This is a genomic window from Peribacillus sp. V2I11 (assembly GCF_030817135.1).
In the GTDB taxonomy this organism is placed as follows: Bacteria; Bacillota; Bacilli; order Bacillales; family DSM-1321; genus Peribacillus; species Peribacillus simplex.
This window is the reverse complement of record NZ_JAUSYW010000001.1, coordinates 4687387-4704553: the sequence shown is the minus strand read 5'-3', so window position 1 is coordinate 4704553 and position 17167 is coordinate 4687387. Positions and strand designations below refer to the sequence as shown.

Annotated in this window: 15 protein-coding genes and 6 pseudogenes; 7 read left to right on the top strand and 14 right to left on the bottom strand. The window is 38.0% G+C overall.

Translation table 11 applies throughout. The features are described from left to right. Positions 1-35: 35 nt before the first annotated feature. A pseudogene (locus QFZ73_RS23030) lies at positions 36-245 on the bottom strand (IS110 family RNA-guided transposase); the annotation flags it as partial. Here QFZ73_RS23030 and QFZ73_RS23025 point away from each other — a divergent pair. Continuing rightward, positions 231-377, top strand: a pseudogene (locus QFZ73_RS23025) (IS110 family transposase); the annotation flags it as partial. The pseudogenes QFZ73_RS23030 and QFZ73_RS23025 overlap by 15 nt on opposite strands. A gap of 5 nt (positions 378-382) precedes the next feature. Here the strand turns inward: QFZ73_RS23025 and QFZ73_RS23020 are convergent. The 3 genes and pseudogenes from QFZ73_RS23020 to QFZ73_RS23010 all read right to left on the bottom strand — a co-directional run. Continuing rightward, positions 383-595: pseudogene (locus QFZ73_RS23020) on the bottom strand (IS110 family transposase); the annotation flags it as partial. A gap of 218 nt (positions 596-813) precedes the next feature. Further along, positions 814-2112, bottom strand: a complete 1299-nt coding sequence (locus QFZ73_RS23015; protein ID WP_251429105.1) for an MFS transporter — start codon at positions 2110-2112, stop codon at positions 814-816. 115 nt (positions 2113-2227) lie between these two features. Further along, positions 2228-3616 (bottom strand): aminotransferase-like domain-containing protein, encoded by a 1389-nt coding sequence (locus QFZ73_RS23010; protein WP_251428659.1) that lies wholly within the window; start codon positions 3614-3616, stop codon positions 2228-2230. 334 nt (positions 3617-3950) lie between these two features. Between QFZ73_RS23010 and QFZ73_RS23005 the strand changes: the two are divergent. Continuing rightward, a pseudogene (locus QFZ73_RS23005) lies at positions 3951-4287 on the top strand (hypothetical protein); the annotation flags it as partial. A 347-nt stretch (positions 4288-4634) separates the two neighbouring features. Here QFZ73_RS23005 and QFZ73_RS23000 read toward each other — a convergent pair. Both QFZ73_RS23000 and QFZ73_RS22995 read right to left on the bottom strand, forming a co-directional pair. Further along, entirely contained in the window at positions 4635-5447 is an 813-nt protein-coding gene (locus tag QFZ73_RS23000; RefSeq protein ID WP_307271112.1) for an FkbM family methyltransferase, read from the bottom strand. A 489-nt stretch (positions 5448-5936) separates the two neighbouring features. After that, positions 5937-6245 (bottom strand): hypothetical protein, encoded by a 309-nt coding sequence (locus QFZ73_RS22995; RefSeq protein WP_307271108.1) that lies wholly within the window; start codon positions 6243-6245, stop codon positions 5937-5939. A gap of 373 nt (positions 6246-6618) precedes the next feature. Here QFZ73_RS22995 and QFZ73_RS22990 point away from each other — a divergent pair, with 373 nt between their 5' ends. After that, complete coding sequence (locus QFZ73_RS22990; protein ID WP_307271105.1) at positions 6619-7539, top strand: IS110 family RNA-guided transposase; 921 nt, start codon at positions 6619-6621, stop codon at positions 7537-7539. Continuing rightward, positions 7517-7849 carry a hypothetical protein gene (locus QFZ73_RS22985; protein WP_307271101.1) on the top strand — a complete coding sequence of 111 codons (333 nt, stop codon included), beginning with the start codon at positions 7517-7519 and terminating at the stop codon, positions 7847-7849. The genes QFZ73_RS22990 and QFZ73_RS22985 overlap by 23 nt, the downstream gene beginning before the upstream one ends. A 230-nt stretch (positions 7850-8079) precedes the next feature. Here the strand turns inward: QFZ73_RS22985 and QFZ73_RS22980 are convergent, their stop codons facing one another. Continuing rightward, positions 8080-8529 carry a CBO0543 family protein gene (locus tag QFZ73_RS22980; RefSeq protein ID WP_307271099.1) on the bottom strand — a complete coding sequence of 150 codons (450 nt, stop codon included), beginning with the start codon at positions 8527-8529 and terminating at the stop codon, positions 8080-8082. 595 nt (positions 8530-9124) lie between these two features. Here QFZ73_RS22980 and QFZ73_RS22975 point away from each other — a divergent pair. Continuing rightward, positions 9125-9336 (top strand): annotated as a pseudogene (locus QFZ73_RS22975) (site-specific integrase); the annotation flags it as partial. 13 nt (positions 9337-9349) lie between these two features. Here QFZ73_RS22975 and QFZ73_RS22970 read toward each other — a convergent pair. Further along, entirely contained in the window at positions 9350-9682 is a 333-nt protein-coding gene (locus QFZ73_RS22970) for a hypothetical protein (protein WP_307271096.1), read from the bottom strand. A gap of 352 nt (positions 9683-10034) precedes the next feature. Between QFZ73_RS22970 and QFZ73_RS22965 the strand changes: the two genes are divergently transcribed. Further along, entirely contained in the window at positions 10035-10607 is a 573-nt protein-coding gene (locus tag QFZ73_RS22965) for a biotin transporter BioY (RefSeq protein ID WP_251428637.1), read from the top strand. Positions 10608-10909: 302 nt separating this feature from the next. Here QFZ73_RS22965 and QFZ73_RS22960 read toward each other — a convergent pair whose 3' ends face one another. Beyond that, a complete protein-coding gene (locus QFZ73_RS22960; protein WP_251428634.1) occupies positions 10910-11395 on the bottom strand; it encodes a YusW family protein in 486 nt (161 codons plus the stop codon). A gap of 98 nt (positions 11396-11493) precedes the next feature. Continuing rightward, complete coding sequence (gene trhA, locus QFZ73_RS22955) at positions 11494-12138, bottom strand: PAQR family membrane homeostasis protein TrhA (RefSeq protein WP_307271088.1); 645 nt, start codon at positions 12136-12138, stop codon at positions 11494-11496. Positions 12139-12294: 156 nt separating this feature from the next. On the opposite strand from trhA, the pseudogene QFZ73_RS22950 reads away from it, so the two are divergent. Further along, positions 12295-12882, top strand: a pseudogene (locus tag QFZ73_RS22950) (DUF2087 domain-containing protein). A 63-nt stretch (positions 12883-12945) separates the two neighbouring features. Here QFZ73_RS22950 and QFZ73_RS22945 read toward each other — a convergent pair. The 4 genes from QFZ73_RS22945 to QFZ73_RS22930 all read right to left on the bottom strand — a co-directional run bounded on the left by QFZ73_RS22945 (position 12946) and on the right by QFZ73_RS22930 (position 17167). Next, the gene (locus QFZ73_RS22945; RefSeq protein ID WP_307271085.1) at positions 12946-13545 is read right to left on the bottom strand and encodes a cell wall hydrolase; all 600 of its coding nucleotides are present in this window, start codon (positions 13543-13545) and stop codon (positions 12946-12948) included. Between the two features lie 105 nt (positions 13546-13650). Continuing rightward, the gene (locus QFZ73_RS22940; RefSeq protein WP_307271082.1) at positions 13651-14226 is read right to left on the bottom strand and encodes a GNAT family N-acetyltransferase; all 576 of its coding nucleotides are present in this window, start codon (positions 14224-14226) and stop codon (positions 13651-13653) included. 39 nt (positions 14227-14265) lie between these two features. Beyond that, positions 14266-14670, bottom strand: a complete 405-nt coding sequence (locus QFZ73_RS22935) for a secondary thiamine-phosphate synthase enzyme YjbQ (protein ID WP_307271079.1) — start codon at positions 14668-14670, stop codon at positions 14266-14268. 595 nt (positions 14671-15265) lie between these two features. Further along, entirely contained in the window at positions 15266-17167 is a 1902-nt protein-coding gene (locus tag QFZ73_RS22930) for a PTS fructose transporter subunit IIABC (RefSeq protein ID WP_307271076.1), read from the bottom strand.

The window sequence follows — 17167 nt, the reverse complement described above, 5'->3', positions numbered from 1 at the left end:
GCCAACTTTCGTTAAATAACAATGTAAATGTAAATTTACGCTACTAGTTGTTCAAGAGGGAAGACCATTTCCGGTTTATAGGCAGAGCCATTACGAGCAATCCCCACTAGGACACGGGCAAGTTTTCCACAAAGGTTCATATTGGATTTCATTTTCTTTATCTTCTTCACTTTAACATTATTCGAGTGTAGGGCTTTAAACTCGGGGTTATTCATCACCAAACTCATGGTCGCAAGGAAGAGGTAAAAACATTCTATGATAAGAAAAAATCAGATGGAAAACCTGCCAAAGTGTCAATCGTTGCCTGTATGAATAAGTTGCTTCATTGGATTTATGCTTTATTAAAGAGAAAAGAAACGTTCCTAGATTTAGCCTAAATTAGCTTTTTGTTCCTTGAACTCCTTATGCCGCATAGTACGGCAAGATACAGAGAATGACGCAGTCTGCTCGAACCCCTTTTGGTCATACGATTAATGGTTGCCGTAAACTTACCCGATGAGTGAACACTTGGATCCACTCCAGCGAAGGCAATCAGTTTTTTCGGATGATTAAACCGATCGATTTCACCAATTTCAGAGATAATCGTGGCTGCAATTCATCTAAACCAGAGGCAACTTTTATCAATTTAATGTCCCCACCCCTAATAATTTTCAAACTCTTTTTTTATTTCTATGTTCCTTACCAGTTATTGATGTCTTACTGTGTTTTACCTGCCCAGTTAGTAAAAAAGCGACTGCTCATATTGAACAATCGCCCCCATTTAGTTCCACAAATATTTCCCCAAAAAATACTGTTTTCGTAAAACAATCTTACTTATTTTTTGCCTCCACGAGACCATATCACCACTGGAACTAGTAATAAAGATAAAATTCCTCCAGTAAATGATAATGTTAGATAACTTGAACCTGCCACAATCATTCCAGACAATGCTCCCCCAGCAGCCCCTGACAACGCAATCAAAACATCCACTGTACCTTGAGTTTTAGCCCTTGTGGAAGTTTTAGTTGAATCAACAATAAGTGCAGTCCCACTTATCAAACCAAAATTCCATCCTAATCCAAGTAAAGAAAGAGCAATTACTAGAAGAACCATAGAATCTCCTGGTGCAAATGCTGATATTAAACCTGCCAGAAGCAACGTAGTTCCTGAAGCAATAGCCATCGCAGTACGCCCCAACTTATCAACAAGGAAACCTGTAACCAGTGAAGGGAGATACATGGCACCTATATGAAAACCAATAACAAGACCTACTGCACCCAAGCTATGTCCATGATGTCTCATATGAACTGGTGTCATTGTCATAATAGCCACCATTACAATTTGAGTAAGAACCATAATCGTTGCACCAACGATTATGCCCCTTTTGTTTTCTGTATGTTCAGCTGTTGCCAAATGTCCTTTATCACTAGGTTCTTGGTTGGTCGCTTCTATCATTCTTGCTATAACTAATGGATCTGGACGAAGCATTATGAAAAGGACAACACCTGCTAAGATATATGCTGCTGCTGCTAAAATAAAAGGACCAGCAAGAGATGGAACACCAATAGAAAGAGCGAAATTCCCCATCACATTGACTAAATTTGGACCTGCAACTGCACCAAATGTTGTAAAAACCATAGTAATACTAATAGCAGTGGCTCGCTGTTTACTATTCGCTAAGTCCGTACCTGCATAACGAGCTTGTAAATTTGTTGCTGTCCCTGCACCATAAACAAGCAAGGAAGGAAATAAAAGGTAAACACTATTTATTATTGCTGCAATTATGACTCCTATTGCTCCAAGTCCACCGATGATAAAACCCGCTGTCAGACCTGTACGACGCCCATAACGTTGAGAAAGTCTCCCAACAAATAAAGCTGCTCCTGCTGACCCTAAAGTAAGTATAGCTGAAGGAAGTCCAGCAAACGCATCTGTACCGAGCATTTGCTGTGCAAGTAGTGCCCCCACAGTTACTCCTGCGGCTAACCCTGCACCACCAAAAATTTGTGAAATACTTACAACAAATAATGTACGCTTGTATAACGATTTTTGTTTTTCTGAAGAACGAATGTAGCTTTGTAACGAAGCTGTTTGGACGTCTAACGCTTTTACACTTTCTTTCTGTAACATTATCTAACCTACCTTTCTAGAAACCCAATTCTGTTTCTTATTAACCTCCAACTAGATTTGAATCATCATAACACGCACAAAAAAACCATACAATATTATAATTGTATGGCAAACAATATTAGCTAAGATCGTTTAGCAAACGTTTAAGGATAATCAATCCTTGCTCAAGCTCTTCGAGCGTTTTTGGTGCACATACAGAAACCCTTACAGCCCTTTCTGGACAACTATTTCCAACTACGAAACGTTCAGCCGCATACACTTGTACTCCCTGTTGTGCAGCTAACGTTTCAAACTCAGCACCTGTAATCTTACCTGGTAATAGCAACCAGCGAAAGATGCCTGTTTCAACACCTAAACATGTATAGTCTGCAAAATATCGATTTACGATTTGGTTTCTGCGAATGGTTTGTTCCAGATGACCCTCAATTAAGACTTCAAATTGATTCGAGACAATCGTACGTGCTGTAAGTTCTGCTAATAGCGGGGAAACTGTTATATTTAAATTATAAAGTGCCTTTGAAATTGGCTCCTTAAATTGACTCGGCACTGCAACATAGGCTAGTCGTAACCCTGGTGCTAATGATTTAGATAAACTTGCAATATAGATGACCTGTTCTGGGGCAAATGATGCGACTGCTGGAAGAGGTTTTTTGTTGAGAAGATGGTACGATGCATCTTCAATAACGAACTGTTTATTCTTTTTGGCAATTGCTGCAATCATTTTTCGATTCTCAACAGACATAAAGGAAGCTGTCGGATTATGATAATCTGGGATCAAGTAAATGCCCTTAATATTATCATTTTTACACGCATATTCAAAGGACGTTGGACTCATTTCATAGTTCTCTGATTTTATTGGTACTATTTGCACACTAAGCATTGCTGCAACAGTTTTTAAGCCAGGGTATGTATGATGGTCAACACCAATGCGATCTCCAGGCTTACAAAGACTTGCCAATGTAGCAGCAATCGCATTTTGACCCCCATTTGCAAATAAAATGTGATCAACGGTTGTTTCAAACCCACCTCTCCGGATTAGCTTTATAGCTGCATCCTTTTGCCAAAGGCTTTCGCCTGCCCGACCATAACCAAACCACTTTTCATAATCTGTCTCTTGCAGCATACTTTTTAGTTGGAGTAGCAGTGGCTCGTAAGAAGCATTATCTGGTAGTGTTGCCCCCATTTCAATTAAATGCTTCGGCTTTGTATCTTCAAGTAAATACGCATTCGATAACGCGTCATACGATACAAATGTGCCGCTTCCAACAGATGCACTTAGCAAGCCCTTTAACTCACAAACTTTAAAAGCTTTTGAAATGGTACTTAGATTCAAATCCAAATAATCAGCCAGTTCTCTCTGTGGAGGAAGTTTTGTTCCAGGTAATAAAACTCCGTTTAATATATTCTGTTCCAATTGCCGTGCCAGTGCTTGATAAATAGGCTTTTCAGTTTTATCAATCGATGGCTTCCAGCTCATCGGATAGTTTTCAAAAGAATTAATCGGCATGATACGCATCCTTTTTCTCACAATTATATGATTGTGCCATTTATAAAACAATTATAATTTTCTTTAATATTATGCCTTTTAGTGAATATCCGAGTAGCGATTCTTTTTACTTAATTTTTGGGAATAACAAAAGCAGAATAAGGCTGAATCCTTAATTATAACGCTTGGACCCTTTATTAGACTAACCTGCCCTTTACTTCAATAACATGGTATTATTTCTTCTTTAAAAGGAGTTCGTTTATAACTTTTGTAATTTCTTCATACCCAACTATATGGGATACCTCTTGTATTAAGATTCTTTTTCCAATCCATAAGCAATTGGGGTACGCCTCTGGTGAGTGGGTTCGCTCACGGGAATGCGCACCTTCGTCATGCAGGATTACACCTCGCCGAGGCAAGCTCTGGGAAATGGAAAAGCCAAATTGTTCTTTCCAAACGTGGAAGATCATGAGTCTGATAATGAATAACCCTGAGTTAAAGCCCTACACTCGAACAATGTTAAAGTGAAGAAGATTAAGAAAATGAAATCCATCATCGAAACTATGTGGAAAACCGCCCATGTCCTATTAGGGATTACTCGTAATGCCTCTGCCTATAAACCGGAAATGTACTATGGCTCTTTTTCTTTCAAGACCTCGAACATCCTTCTAACAGGAATGCTGCCCCTTTAGTTCCATTAAAAAGAGTTTCCGCAGCAACTCCCTTATTGAGGTAAAGCATCCGTAAAAAGCTGCCTTAAAAACAGCTCTGATCTTCAACTAAACCAGCTAATAGGATGTCAATATCTTTCTCTAAAATTTTCATTTCCCTTATGATATACTATTTTTGGCCATGCCAAATAATCCTCCAAAACCCTTTTGGAAGGATTTTTCTCTGTTACACAAAAACGTTAATTAGGCTAAATCTGGGAACGTTTCTTTTCTCTTTAATAAAGCATAAATCCAATGAAGCAACTTATTCATACAGGCAATAAGCATTATTTATTTAAATAAAAAAATCTAGTAAGCTTTTGTTCAACTCATTTCTTACCTTGAAGTGAAATATCATAGAAATCTATCTTTGGCGAGAGGATATCAAAATCAGCCATAATTTTTCCTTTATCTTCAAATGTAACTTCTCCTTGCTGATTTAGATTGGAAATCCCAATAGTTGTAAAATAATCTAGTATTCTGCTTATTTGTTCTTTTGTCGTTCCATTTCTTAATAAGAGATACGGACAATATTCCATTAAGACTGTTGAATGTCCATTAATCAATGGAATACAGGAATCAAGAATATCAATATCTGCCCCTTGTGTATCTATTTTTAGTACATCGAAATAATTAGGTGCTTGATCTCCTAAACATTGTTTCAAAAAGTCAACGATATTTACCATTTGAACATGAATTGGCAAAGAATTAAAATAACCCGAATCTACATCGCCATATAATGGTATCGAAGTACGATGATCCCCATAATTTGTGCTATTTTTATAGAAAGTTACAAATTTATGTTCTTTACCCAAAGCATAATTAAAAGCATGAATATTTGTTATTCCATTTATTACAATATTGAGATTGAGGAGTGCAAAATTTAATGGATCAGGTTCAAAACAATATATAGTGGCTGATGGTTCCAATTTTGCCAGAGGAATTGACATGACACCTATATTGGCACCTGCATCAAGGACTTTACTTCCAGGCATAACAAGAGATTTCAGAAATTTTAATTCTTTTTCCTGAAAAACGATTCCTTGTCTTAAACATCCACCAATGATAAAATCATCTTTATGTGTGTAAAACTGAAATGGGGTATCATTAAATACAACATTTGTTAATAAAAAAGGATTCACTTAATTACATCTCCTTATATTTATAATGATGAACCTACTGATGAATGATAATAACTTTCAAGTTCAGAGGTGTAATATAGCAGGAAAATAATTCTTTATATTGGGGAATAAGAGGAGGTAAGTTAAATATTTATTGGCCTTTTGATATTTGCAAATAAAACTAGTTAAAGCTATTGCTGTTTGTCCACCTAGTCCAACCTTTCTAAATTATCTTACTCAGAAATTAATATTTTGTTCCTTTTTAAATAGTGATTGGTGGTAAAATCCACTTTATTACTATAAAAGAAGTGCTTTGTGGAGGAATAATAATGTAATAGATACAGGAAAAACATAATTTTAAAAAGTCTCTTCACCAAATTCTGTGGTTTCCACCCAATTCCAGAAATAAGTTAGCTTGATTGGTGCCTAATCTAGAGTAGCTCCTTCATCAGCTACAGAAAAATCCATCAAAAGCACTTCTTACTTCATATTCCCCTTCTCTATATGCCTTTATATATCGACCATCAAATTCTTCAATAGTATTGCTTCATCTGTACTAATCCCTTTGATTGAATAATACTTAGTACCTTTTTTAAAGGTATTGGAGAAATTACCAGAATAAGATTCCATATCTGAGTATTTAGTGACTTGACCAATCTCGCTATCAATTTCGGTTACATACTCATTGCTAACTACATAAATATATCCTTGCCATACTACAAATTGAAAAGCCCAAGAAGTTGCAAGTGCCTTACTTGGAAAAAAAGAAGTGAATAAAACAAATAATACTGCAATCGAAAGTAAATGCTTATTTCTCATACAAATCCCCCTTTTTTGATTTGACGTTTATATTTTATATAAGTTTCAATAGCTGTCTTGTTAAACTATTCTGCCCCGATAGTTCCATAAGAAACTTCTATGGCGGCGATCCTCGCCGCCCACCATCTACCACGAAACCCTGCTCATTACCCCAAAATAAAGTCTAACCCATTAAACCGTTTACAATAATGGTGATAACAATACAACCAGGCTGAACCTTTTTTGGTGGATCTTAAGGAAGATACCCTGTATAAGAAACTGGTTGTGACAGTATGGAAGAACCATTTAGTGTACTGCTAGTACGTATACAAAAATTTTTGCAACGAAACTCCTGTCATATGTATGGTTAATCTTTTTTTGAGGTGATTCTCCTATGGAAGCAATGATTGAACGGTGTGCTGGCCTAGATGTACACCAAGAAACAGTAGTAGCCTGTGTATTATTTGGTCCATTAGATAAAAAGCCAAAAACCTCTATTAAAACGTTTTCGACTACAACAACGGGACTCTTGGCTTTAAGTGATTGGCTCGCTACCCTTCAGGTATCCGATGTTGTGATGGAGAGTACCGGAGTTTACTGGAAACCAATATGGAATATACTTGAAGGTTCTTTTCACCTTGTGCTGGCCAATGCCAGACATGTCAAAAATGTTCCAGGGCGTAAGACTGATGTGAAAGATGCCGAATGGCTTGCCAAGCTTCTAAGATGCGGACTTATTGAAAGCAATTTTGTCCCACCAGATGATATTCGTGATTTACGGGATCTTACTCGATATCGAAAAAAATTGATTCATCACAGCACCTCAGAACAGAATCGCATTCACAAAATTCTTCAAGATGCTAATATCCAGCTAACATCCGTTCTATCAGACATTTTTGGTGTATCGGGACGCCGTATCCTAGAAGCGATTCTAAACGGTGAAAAAATAGAGACCGATGGTCTTCGAAAAATGGTGGATGGGCGAACAAAAGCAAGTATTACTGACATTGCCAATGCAATTAATGGCCGTATTCGCCGTCATCATCGTGATAGGTTGCGTTACCATTGGGAGCATATGGTTTATTTAGAACAAACCATAGAAGAATTGGAAAAACAAATCGATCAACTCCTGTCCCCTTATCGTAAGGAAGTAGAATTATTGGATGGTATACCTGGTGTGAACAAAGCTGTGGCAGCCACTTTTATTGCGGAGATGGGTGTTGATATGTCCGTATTTAAGTCAGCTAAACATCTTGCCTCTTGGGCTGGTGTGAGTCCTGGAAATTACGAAAGTGCTGATAAAAAAAACGAGTAAAACCACACAAGGAAATAAAGCTTTAAAAACGATGGCCGTAGAATGTGTATTAGCGACATCAAGGCAAAATAATCGAATGGCTTCACATCGAAAAAGGATTACCAAACGGCAAGGAAAAATGAAGGGACGAATTGCTTCTGCCCATTTACTATTAACGATTACTTACAACATCTTAAAAACAGGAGAACCTTATCATGAACTAGGCTCAAATTACCTTGAAGAAAAACAAAATAACAAAGAATTAAAAATGATCGAATACCTAAAAAAGAAGGGCTATACAATCGCTCCATCTGAACAAAAAACTGCATAACCAGTTAAATAACGGCATAGTACATTTACCCCCATCAAAAAAAAGCGAATATGGAGGGTTTATTTTAGCATGGACTTTTACTATTGTGTTTTCATAGAAAACTTCCTTAAAGACAGCTCCGATCCTCGGCTAACGCACCCGTTCGTAATATTAGGTTAGCCAGATTTAGCTGAACAAGGGTATTTTTTTCTAAAGTATGATAATGCTTTTCTGTAGAATTAAAGGACCCTTTATTTAAATAAAATAAATTTACGGACTAATTTATAATAACCATAAATTATTAAATATACCATCAGATAACTGACCGCCGACCAATATATATTCCATTCATTCCGGTATTCTAATTTACCTAATAATACAATTAAACTTTCAAAAAAGCTTGTAACTAAGGAAAAGACTAAAAAAGTAATTAGAGTAGACATTTTTTTATAATGAATACTACAAATAAATAAACAGCACAGTATTGGATAAAGACCTAGATTATAGGGAATTGAGGGTAATGATAAATCTTTAAAATTTTTATCCATCTCCCAAAAATAGTTAAATCCAATATCATTTATTAAAGTGGCTACAGCCACACCAATCGGAAAAAAAGTAATAAAAAGCCTTGTCTGATTTCTAAACAAATAAATCCCTAGGATCCAAGGAAGTATAAAACCTACAATAATATGAAAAAGCATATTTTACCCCTTTTTTGGTTTTTAAAACTTTATATAATTATCCTGTCCATTTAGTTGAAGAAGAAAACAACACAATCTCACGATTGCTATAGAATTCTTAGGATTTCATAGTCATATCATTAACCGTTATCTATGTAAGCTCGGCATTACTCCTCTAGGATAGGGATTTATCGAAAAAAGTGTATGCTAAACTAGCCAATAATAGGAAAAAATTAGTTTAAGCACTGTTATGATCGCACTTTAGGATATCCACATGTCTCATGGAGGTCAACCCTCCCCATGTCTCACAGAGTCGATGCTCCTACATTCCTTCGTTCAACCTTTCCATGAGGTGGATGTCGGTCATGCTGCCCCACAGGATCTAAGTCCTCCGACTAATCCGTGCTTCACTTTTAAATAAGTGTTAATTAAATGACCGTATAACCTTAAAATTCAATGATCTATGCGACTTTTTGATGCACTACAAATGTTATTATCGTACATTCAAACCCTTGATTTCATTGACTTTTTTCTTTTTTTCTCTTTATACTAATAAAAGAGAAAAAATCGCACATTCAAATCGTTGGTACATAAGGGTTTAAATAGGGAAAGGCCGATGAAGTTGACGCAACCAAAAGATGTGCAGCCGATCCTAAACAGCAGCCGTTAGAAGATATGAAATGGGCGTTAAAGCGCCATTGTTCGGAGCGTGATTACATCCTGTTTGTTGTAGGCTGCGAGACCGGCCTACGTGTCGGGGACCTACTTAAGTTCACCACGAAGCAGGTCCTAGACCTTAAAGGCAAACAAAACAAGATTCTTCGGGTACTCTAACAGCTTCTTAAAAACCAAAAGCAAAAACAGTAATAAATAATTGATTAAAATGAAAACTGGAAGGAGGGGCAAACTCCCCTCCTTCCAGTTTTTTTAGATTTTTAACCATCGCCATAGCCTTGGCAATACTATCTTCACTAAAAGATTTATTGCCGTTGCCGTTACCTTCACTAAAAATGAGGAAGATAATGACAAACGGAATATCAAGATCGACATTGACATTAACTGATTGGATAGCATTATTTTTAACCTTGTTATTTACTGTGTCAGTATCAGTCACTGACTGAGCTTGAGCTTGTGCTTGAGCCTGCTCTTGTTGCTGTTCTTGGAGAAAAATCAAAAGCTCAGCTGCCTTTTTTTACATTTTTTTATTATCATCCTTGTCATAATAACCACTCATCTGGTTCCCTCCTTTCATCAAAGACTACTTTGTATAGCATGCATGTCCACTGATGATTGAGAGGGTCCTTGTCCTATTTAAGTAGCCCCATTATTCAAGTGAGATTAGCAATTCGGCCACGAATTAGTAACCCTCGTTTTGAATTGATCCTTGTTTTTTTACAAAGCTTGTCATCTATAAAACCATTATTGAAATAAGATTCATAATATCATTGACAGTGTTTAGTTAACATATTAAAATTCATTATATGTTAACTCGTTATATAACTAGGTTTACATTAGGAGGAACCACAATGAAGGAACGTCATGAGAAGTTAAGAATGATGATGGTTACAGCTTTATTTGCAGCACTTATAGGAATATTTGCCCAAATTACAATTCCACTGCCCTTAGTACCGATTACCGGACAGACACTAGCTGTTGGACTGGCAGCAACGATACTAGGTTCACGCTATGGAACCTCCTCCGTTTTATTATACTTGTTCATAGGAGCAGCGGGAGTACCAGTATTCGCTGAAATGTCTGGAGGACTAGCTAAGATATTCGGTCCGACTGGCGGTTATTTATTATCCTATATCCCGACAGCATATATAACAGGTCTGATATTGGAAAAAACGCGTTTCTCAGTTGCAATGGCTTTCCTTGCAAATATAATCGGGATGATACTTACTTTGGTCATCGGTACGGTTTGGTTAAAATATATGAGTTCATTATCATGGCCAGTGGCATTTGCCAGCGGGTTTGCCCCATTTATAATCGTAGGCGTTTTAAAGGCATTCCTAGCATCTTGGCTTGGCATTACAATCCGTTCAAGATTAGCATCGGCTAATATGCTGCCAAAGAAAAATGCACCACTTTCCCAATGATGGGTAAATGAAGTAGAGGGTACCGCTTGTGGTACCCTCTACTTCATTTATTCACTTTTTCCTCATAATTACAAATTTCCCGGACACTTACACAAAAAAAAGACTCTTAAAAAAGAATCTTTTTTGCAAGTATTTATTGCGGTCCTATCCCCATAAGTCCGAATATGAATAGCAAATGTATATGATCCCCTTTGCTAACCGTAATCATTTTACTATAGGAACAGTAATTTGACAACTATTGAGGACACACATGAACATGTTACCATTTTATTTCTTAAGGATGAATATAGTACCGGATTTAGTTACTTATTATTCACTTTATATTCTTTTTTCGTACCATCATCGAAAACAACCTCTAAATCAAATTCTTGATAGTCATCCTTCAAATCAAAAGCTTTTGTCACTTCTTGAATGACTTCCTCCTCTGTTGAATCTTTGGTGAAAGTCAATTTTTCTAGGATCGGGGTCAATTCTTTCATTGCTTCATCACCGTGAACTTCATGTTTGTTAAGTTTGTCCTCGATCGAAGCCTCTGTTTGAGCCCCCATGGTATCATATTCAGCTTCGTATTCGTTATCATTGCCTGCATAATCCACTTCTAATTGAAAATCCTTATAAGTGAAAGGCAGTTTTTCATCATTATCCGTTCCTGTTTCAGGATTATTTTCCGCTTGATTTTCATTTTCCTGAACCGGCGGGTTTTTCACTTCATCGTTTTCTTCGCCGCATCCAGCCAAAACAAGCATAGCGGCAAACGGCACTGATAATATTTTGATTGATCTTCTCATTAGTTTTTCCTCCGTTAGTCTATATTTCTTATTTATTTCCTAATAGGGGTCATTCAAAACCAAAAGAATCTCTCCGATTCATCAAATCGACCAGGTGATCATAGTGGAAGGATGTAAAACAATACTGCAAAAAAGTGTGTGACAGATCCCCCCAGCACGAATACATGCCAAACCGCGTGATGGAACGGAAAACCTCGCCAAACATAAAAGATGGCTCCAAACGTATAAAGCAATCCCCCTGCAATCAGTAACTGGATACCAGCTGAAGGCATCGTTGCTGTAAGTGGTCCCCAAACGATAACGATCATCCACCCCATTGCAATATAGAGAATCGTCGAAAGGAAGAGGAATTTTTTCACATAGAAAGCTTTGAAGACTACGCCAATGATAGCAACTACCCAAATTATACCTAGCAGTGTCCAGCCTATTGATCCTTGGATCACAAGAAGCATGATGGGCGTGTATGTTCCTGCAATGAATATATATATGGCTGAATGATCGAAGATTTCAAATATATCCTTTGTTTTTCCCTCTGGAAAACTATGCACTAAAGTGGAAGAGACGTATAAAAGAAGCATGGAAACACCATAAATGACTGAAATGACTATATGCCATGGCGATCCTGTTTGGGCTGAGAATATGATTAAAAACACAAGTGCGGCAATACTCAACAAAACGCCGACACCGTGGGTTATCGCATTGACCACTTCTTCTTTTTTTGTATAAACATGTGTATTAGCCATGTTACAGCTCCTTAATTCCTGATTAATTTTTAGTATTCACATAAAGTATACATCAGTTCTTCCAAGCAATATAGAAATGTGAATATTAACTTGATTAACCTCCCTAATTAGATAATCATCTAATTAGATGACAATCTAATTATAAGGGGGATAAAAGTGCAATTAGAAAAATTGGTCGCTTTCCACAAAACGATTGGTGATGTGACCAGGATTAGGATTATATCCATCCTGGCAAACGGTCCAAAACACGGACAGGCACTTGCGGTAATATTAAAATGGACGGCCCCGACCATTCACACCATTTAACGAAATTGAAGGACATCAATTTAGTGGAGGATCGGAGGGGAAAAAATACGGTGTATTGACTTTTTGAATGAAGATATCCGGCAGCATTATTCTTCAGCCTTACCTAAAATGGTTTCAACTGAGGGGGACTCCAATAAAATGGATAATCAAAAGCTGATTTTAGAGCATAAAAAAATCCTTGAAAATTTCTTTACACCTGATGGTCGACTAAAAACCATACCAGCACAGAGAAAAAAGAAAATGATCGTTCTTCATCATATTGCCAGCCTTTTGGAAAAGGGACGTAAATATCCAAAAAAAGAACTGAATGAATTCATCAAGTCATTCCATGATGATTATGCAACGATTAGGCATGAACTCATTATCGGAAGCATCATGTACCATGAAAACAACATTTATGAACTGAACCCCCGCGAGATGTGGGCCGATATCGATTAACGGATGGTTTCATAAGTAAAAAAACCGGCCTCCCATTTGGTAAGCCGGTTCTTGAGATGTAATTTATATGGCAAAATGATGGCCACCGATGATTTTTATGACTTCTAATTGTTTCATCCATTCGCTGTCCGAAATACTGGGATTCCAAAAATACAAGGCATCATTTGTGTAGCCATGAATCGCCAATGCTTCATTGACAGCTCTCTTGGCATCTTTTCCGGCTGCTTTGTTAATACTGCCATCACCAACGGGAGAGAATTGGTTTTTTTGATAGATCACTTCCCGCACCGTATCAGGGAATTCATTGCTATCAAGGCGATTCAAAACTACTCCTGCCACTTCGACCTTTCCTCTGTAGGGCTCCCCTTTGGCTTCTGCATGCACAAGCCTTGCTAATAATTCTTTATCTTTTTCTTTCATTACATGTGGAATAATCAATGTTTTACCAGGTTCGGCAACATTATTTACATTATTATTGACTTCTTTTAACTTTTTGATCGGGACACCGTACTGCTTCGCAATATCCCATATCGATTCACCTTGTTTAATGACATGTTTGGTTGCTCCATCAGAAGCTATACTGGTCGTTCCCTTAGGAAAAGCTATCCCAAGTACGATGACACTTAGAGTCATTATCACGGTTATTAATACTGATAATTTCATCTTGTAACCTCCTCGTTAAGCATCTTCCTAGGATAACAGACCATATAGGAGAAAACAGTGCTAAATTTTTTCCAAGGAAATAAAGGAAAAATTTTCACTTGCCAATTAACTTCGTAATTTTAATGTTTCCCATTCTTCCCGTAGCATTCCCATTCTGATTGAATCATAATAATGACCATCATAATAACGGCATTTTCTCATTCTTCCCTCTACTTGCATGCCTAGCTTTTCCCCAACAGCCATCATACGTTCATTACCTGACCATGTCGTCAGCCCAACCCGCTCAATCTCCATTTTTTCGAATAAATAGCCTATGAACAACATTAACGCTTCTGTTCCATAACCGCCATTCCAATACTTGGGCTCAAAAATCGTAATTCCGATTTCAAGCCAACGTGAAGGTTCATGCTCCCAGTAATATACAACAGAGCCTATTATTTGATCATTTTTTTCCATTATTAGTTCAGAGTAAACCCCCATTTTCTCATCATAGGTTCTATGCTTCGTTTCTTTATCGATATACGTATGGAAATCATTGAGTTCAAGAGGATGATAAGGTGCATCCCACTTTTTCCATTCTGGATCGGCTTCTCCATATTTCAGGCTCCATAAACGTTTTAAATCGGCTTGTTTAACATTCCTCAATATTACTTTGCTTCCTTCAATCCAAACATCGTCCAATCCGCTTCCTCCCACTTCATCCTTGCCGTACCGTACACTTTACCGGTCGACACTTAATTTAATAAAATATTGCCTTTCTCTGGGACCATCGAATTCACAAAAATATATACCCTGCCAAGTACCAAGGAATAAGCTTCCTTTATGGATGATCACCTGTTGTGAAGAACCAACCGTACTTGATTTCAAATGGGCTGCCGTATTTCCCTCCATATGTAAATCCAATGTATGATTCCATGGGTATTGCTCATCAAGTCTTCTTAGCATATCCTTTTTGACATCGGGATCAGCATTTTCATTAATCGTTATTCCTCCTGTCGTATGTGTACAATATATAAGAGCTATCCCCTCTTGAATCCCATTTTCCTTGATGAATGCCTGTACTTCTGCCGTAACATCAATCATATCATCCCTTTTCGTCGTTTTTAAGGTGTTTTTCTTCAGCATGTACGTTCACTCCTTTTGTTCATTTTAATACTTCTTTACCCATAAACATTACATTCATGCTTTCATAAACAATTCAAGATTAAAAATACAAGAAAATCTTATCGATTTCATTTTAAAAAATAACCAGTTCTTATTGATCTTTTTATTTTAAAATTGGAAATATAAGGAAATTTAGGAGGGGTGGCAAGATGAACTTCATTTTTAAGTCAATCGACCATTACCAATTAGCATCTCCCAAAAATACTGAGGACCAACAAGGAACTGAGATATTAAATTCCAGGAAGTGAATAAGCCTCCATCTTTAAAGGTCCAATGGCGGGTTATGGTTCCAATCGGGATCGATCAAAATTCATGTCGGAACGGAGGATAATTTCATTCCCGCGAGAAAAGCCCATCCAGCACCTGAAGATGAAAATCTTAATGACTTTAAACAACATTTAATTACTAAGCATATTTCTTTTACAGAAGACGAGAGGCTGCCCGGTGCGAACCGCATATATTTATCCGATCTCCGATTCCTTCGGCAATCGGATCTAAATTTTGAAATGGATATAATAAAAAGCGGGTCCATTTATCGGACCCGCTTTTAGGTGAATTATTTTTGTTTCTTTTTCCAGAATCCCAATATTAAAGCGGTAATGAGGGATCCTATTAAAATCGCCAGCAAATAGCGGAAAGGATGGTTGACTAGGGGGATGACAAATATTCCCCCATGTGGCGCTGGCAAAGTTACACTAAAAGCCATTGACAAGGCTCCTGCCGTCGCTGCCCCAACAACACTGCTGACGATAACGCGCAATGGATCCGCCGCCGCAAAAGGAATGGCTCCCTCTGTAATGAACGAAGCACCCATGAAGTAATTAGTGAATCCGGATTTCCTTTCCATTTCACTGAATTTACTTTTAAAGAATGTAGTTGCAAATGCGATACCTAGAGGAGGAACCATTCCGCCAGCCATTACTGCAGCATGCGGTCCGAAACTTGATGCCTCAATGGCTGCAATCCCAAAAGTGAATGCGGCTTTATTTAAGGGGCCGCCCATATCCACAGCCATCATACCCCCAAGAATCAAGCCAAGGAATATTGCGTTCGTGCCGGATAAGCCCTGCAGCCAATCGGTCAGGCCCGTGTTAATTGCGGTTACTGGTTCATTTACGATAAATATCATGATAAACCCTGTAATTAACATCCCGAATACAGGATAGAGTAATACCGGTTTAATCCCATCGAGTGTTTGTGGTAACCTGGAAAACAATTTTCTTAAAAGTAAGACGACATAACCTGCAAGGAAACCGGCGATCAGTCCGCCAAGAAAACCGGCATTAGCCTGTGCTGCCAATAATCCCCCCACCATACCAGGGGCAAAACCTGGACGGTCGGCTATACTTGAAGCAATGAATCCTGCAAGTACAGGGACAAGCAAGAAGAAGGCACCATTTCCCCCGCCAATATCACTTAATGCTTTGGCAATGGGATTATAATCAGGATTGGCCGGATCGGCTGCCTCGATTCCGAAAAAGAAAGAAAGCGCAATCAAGATACCGCCCCCGACAACAAATGGAAGCATATTACTTACGCCATTCATTAAGTGCTTGTAAATCCCCAATCCTCCTTTTGCTGAATCACCTTCATCCCTTTTATCATTTCCTGTTCCATTGTAAACAGGGGCATCCTGATTCAAGGCTCTTGTTAACAGCTCCTCGGTCTTTCGGATCCCATGGGCAACAGGGACAATAATGACATGTTTTCCATTAAAACGATCCATTTCCACCTGCTTATCAGCTGCAACGATAATCGCATCCGCCTCATCAATTTCTGCGGCGGTTAAACCATTTTTGATTCCTGTGGAACCATTTGTTTCCACTTTGAAATCGATACCCATTTCCTTCGCTTTGGCCTTTAACGCATCAGCAGCCATATAAGTATGGGCGATTCCTGTTGGACAAGCTGTAACGGCAAGGATTTTACCTTTACTGTTACCACTGGCACTGGCACTGGCAGCATTACTTGTTTGCTCCTCTTCTCTTACTTCTTCATAAGCCTCCATTTCTTTTTGATTGATTATCTCCAACACTTCCTCACCAGAAGAAGCAGAAATCAAACGGGCTCTGAATTTATCATCCATCAGTAACGAAGAAAGCCGGGAAAGGGTTTCCAAGTGATCTGCATTAGCTCCTTCACTTGCTGCAATCATAAAGAACAAATGAGCTGGCTGCCCATCAAGCGATTCATAATCCACACCACTGACCGATTTGCCGAAGCAGATGGCAGGTATCCTTACAGCATTTGTTTTTGCGTGCGGTATGGCTATCCCTTCACCAATCCCTGTTGTGCTTTGCTCTTCACGTTTTAAGATGGCAGCTTTGAAACTCTCCACATCGTTTAACCTGTCTGCCTCGGCTAACTTTCCTGATAGTTCATCAATGACTGCTTGCTTTGTAACACTTTGTAAATCTATTATGATTGTATCCAATTTTAACAAGTCTGTAATTTTCAT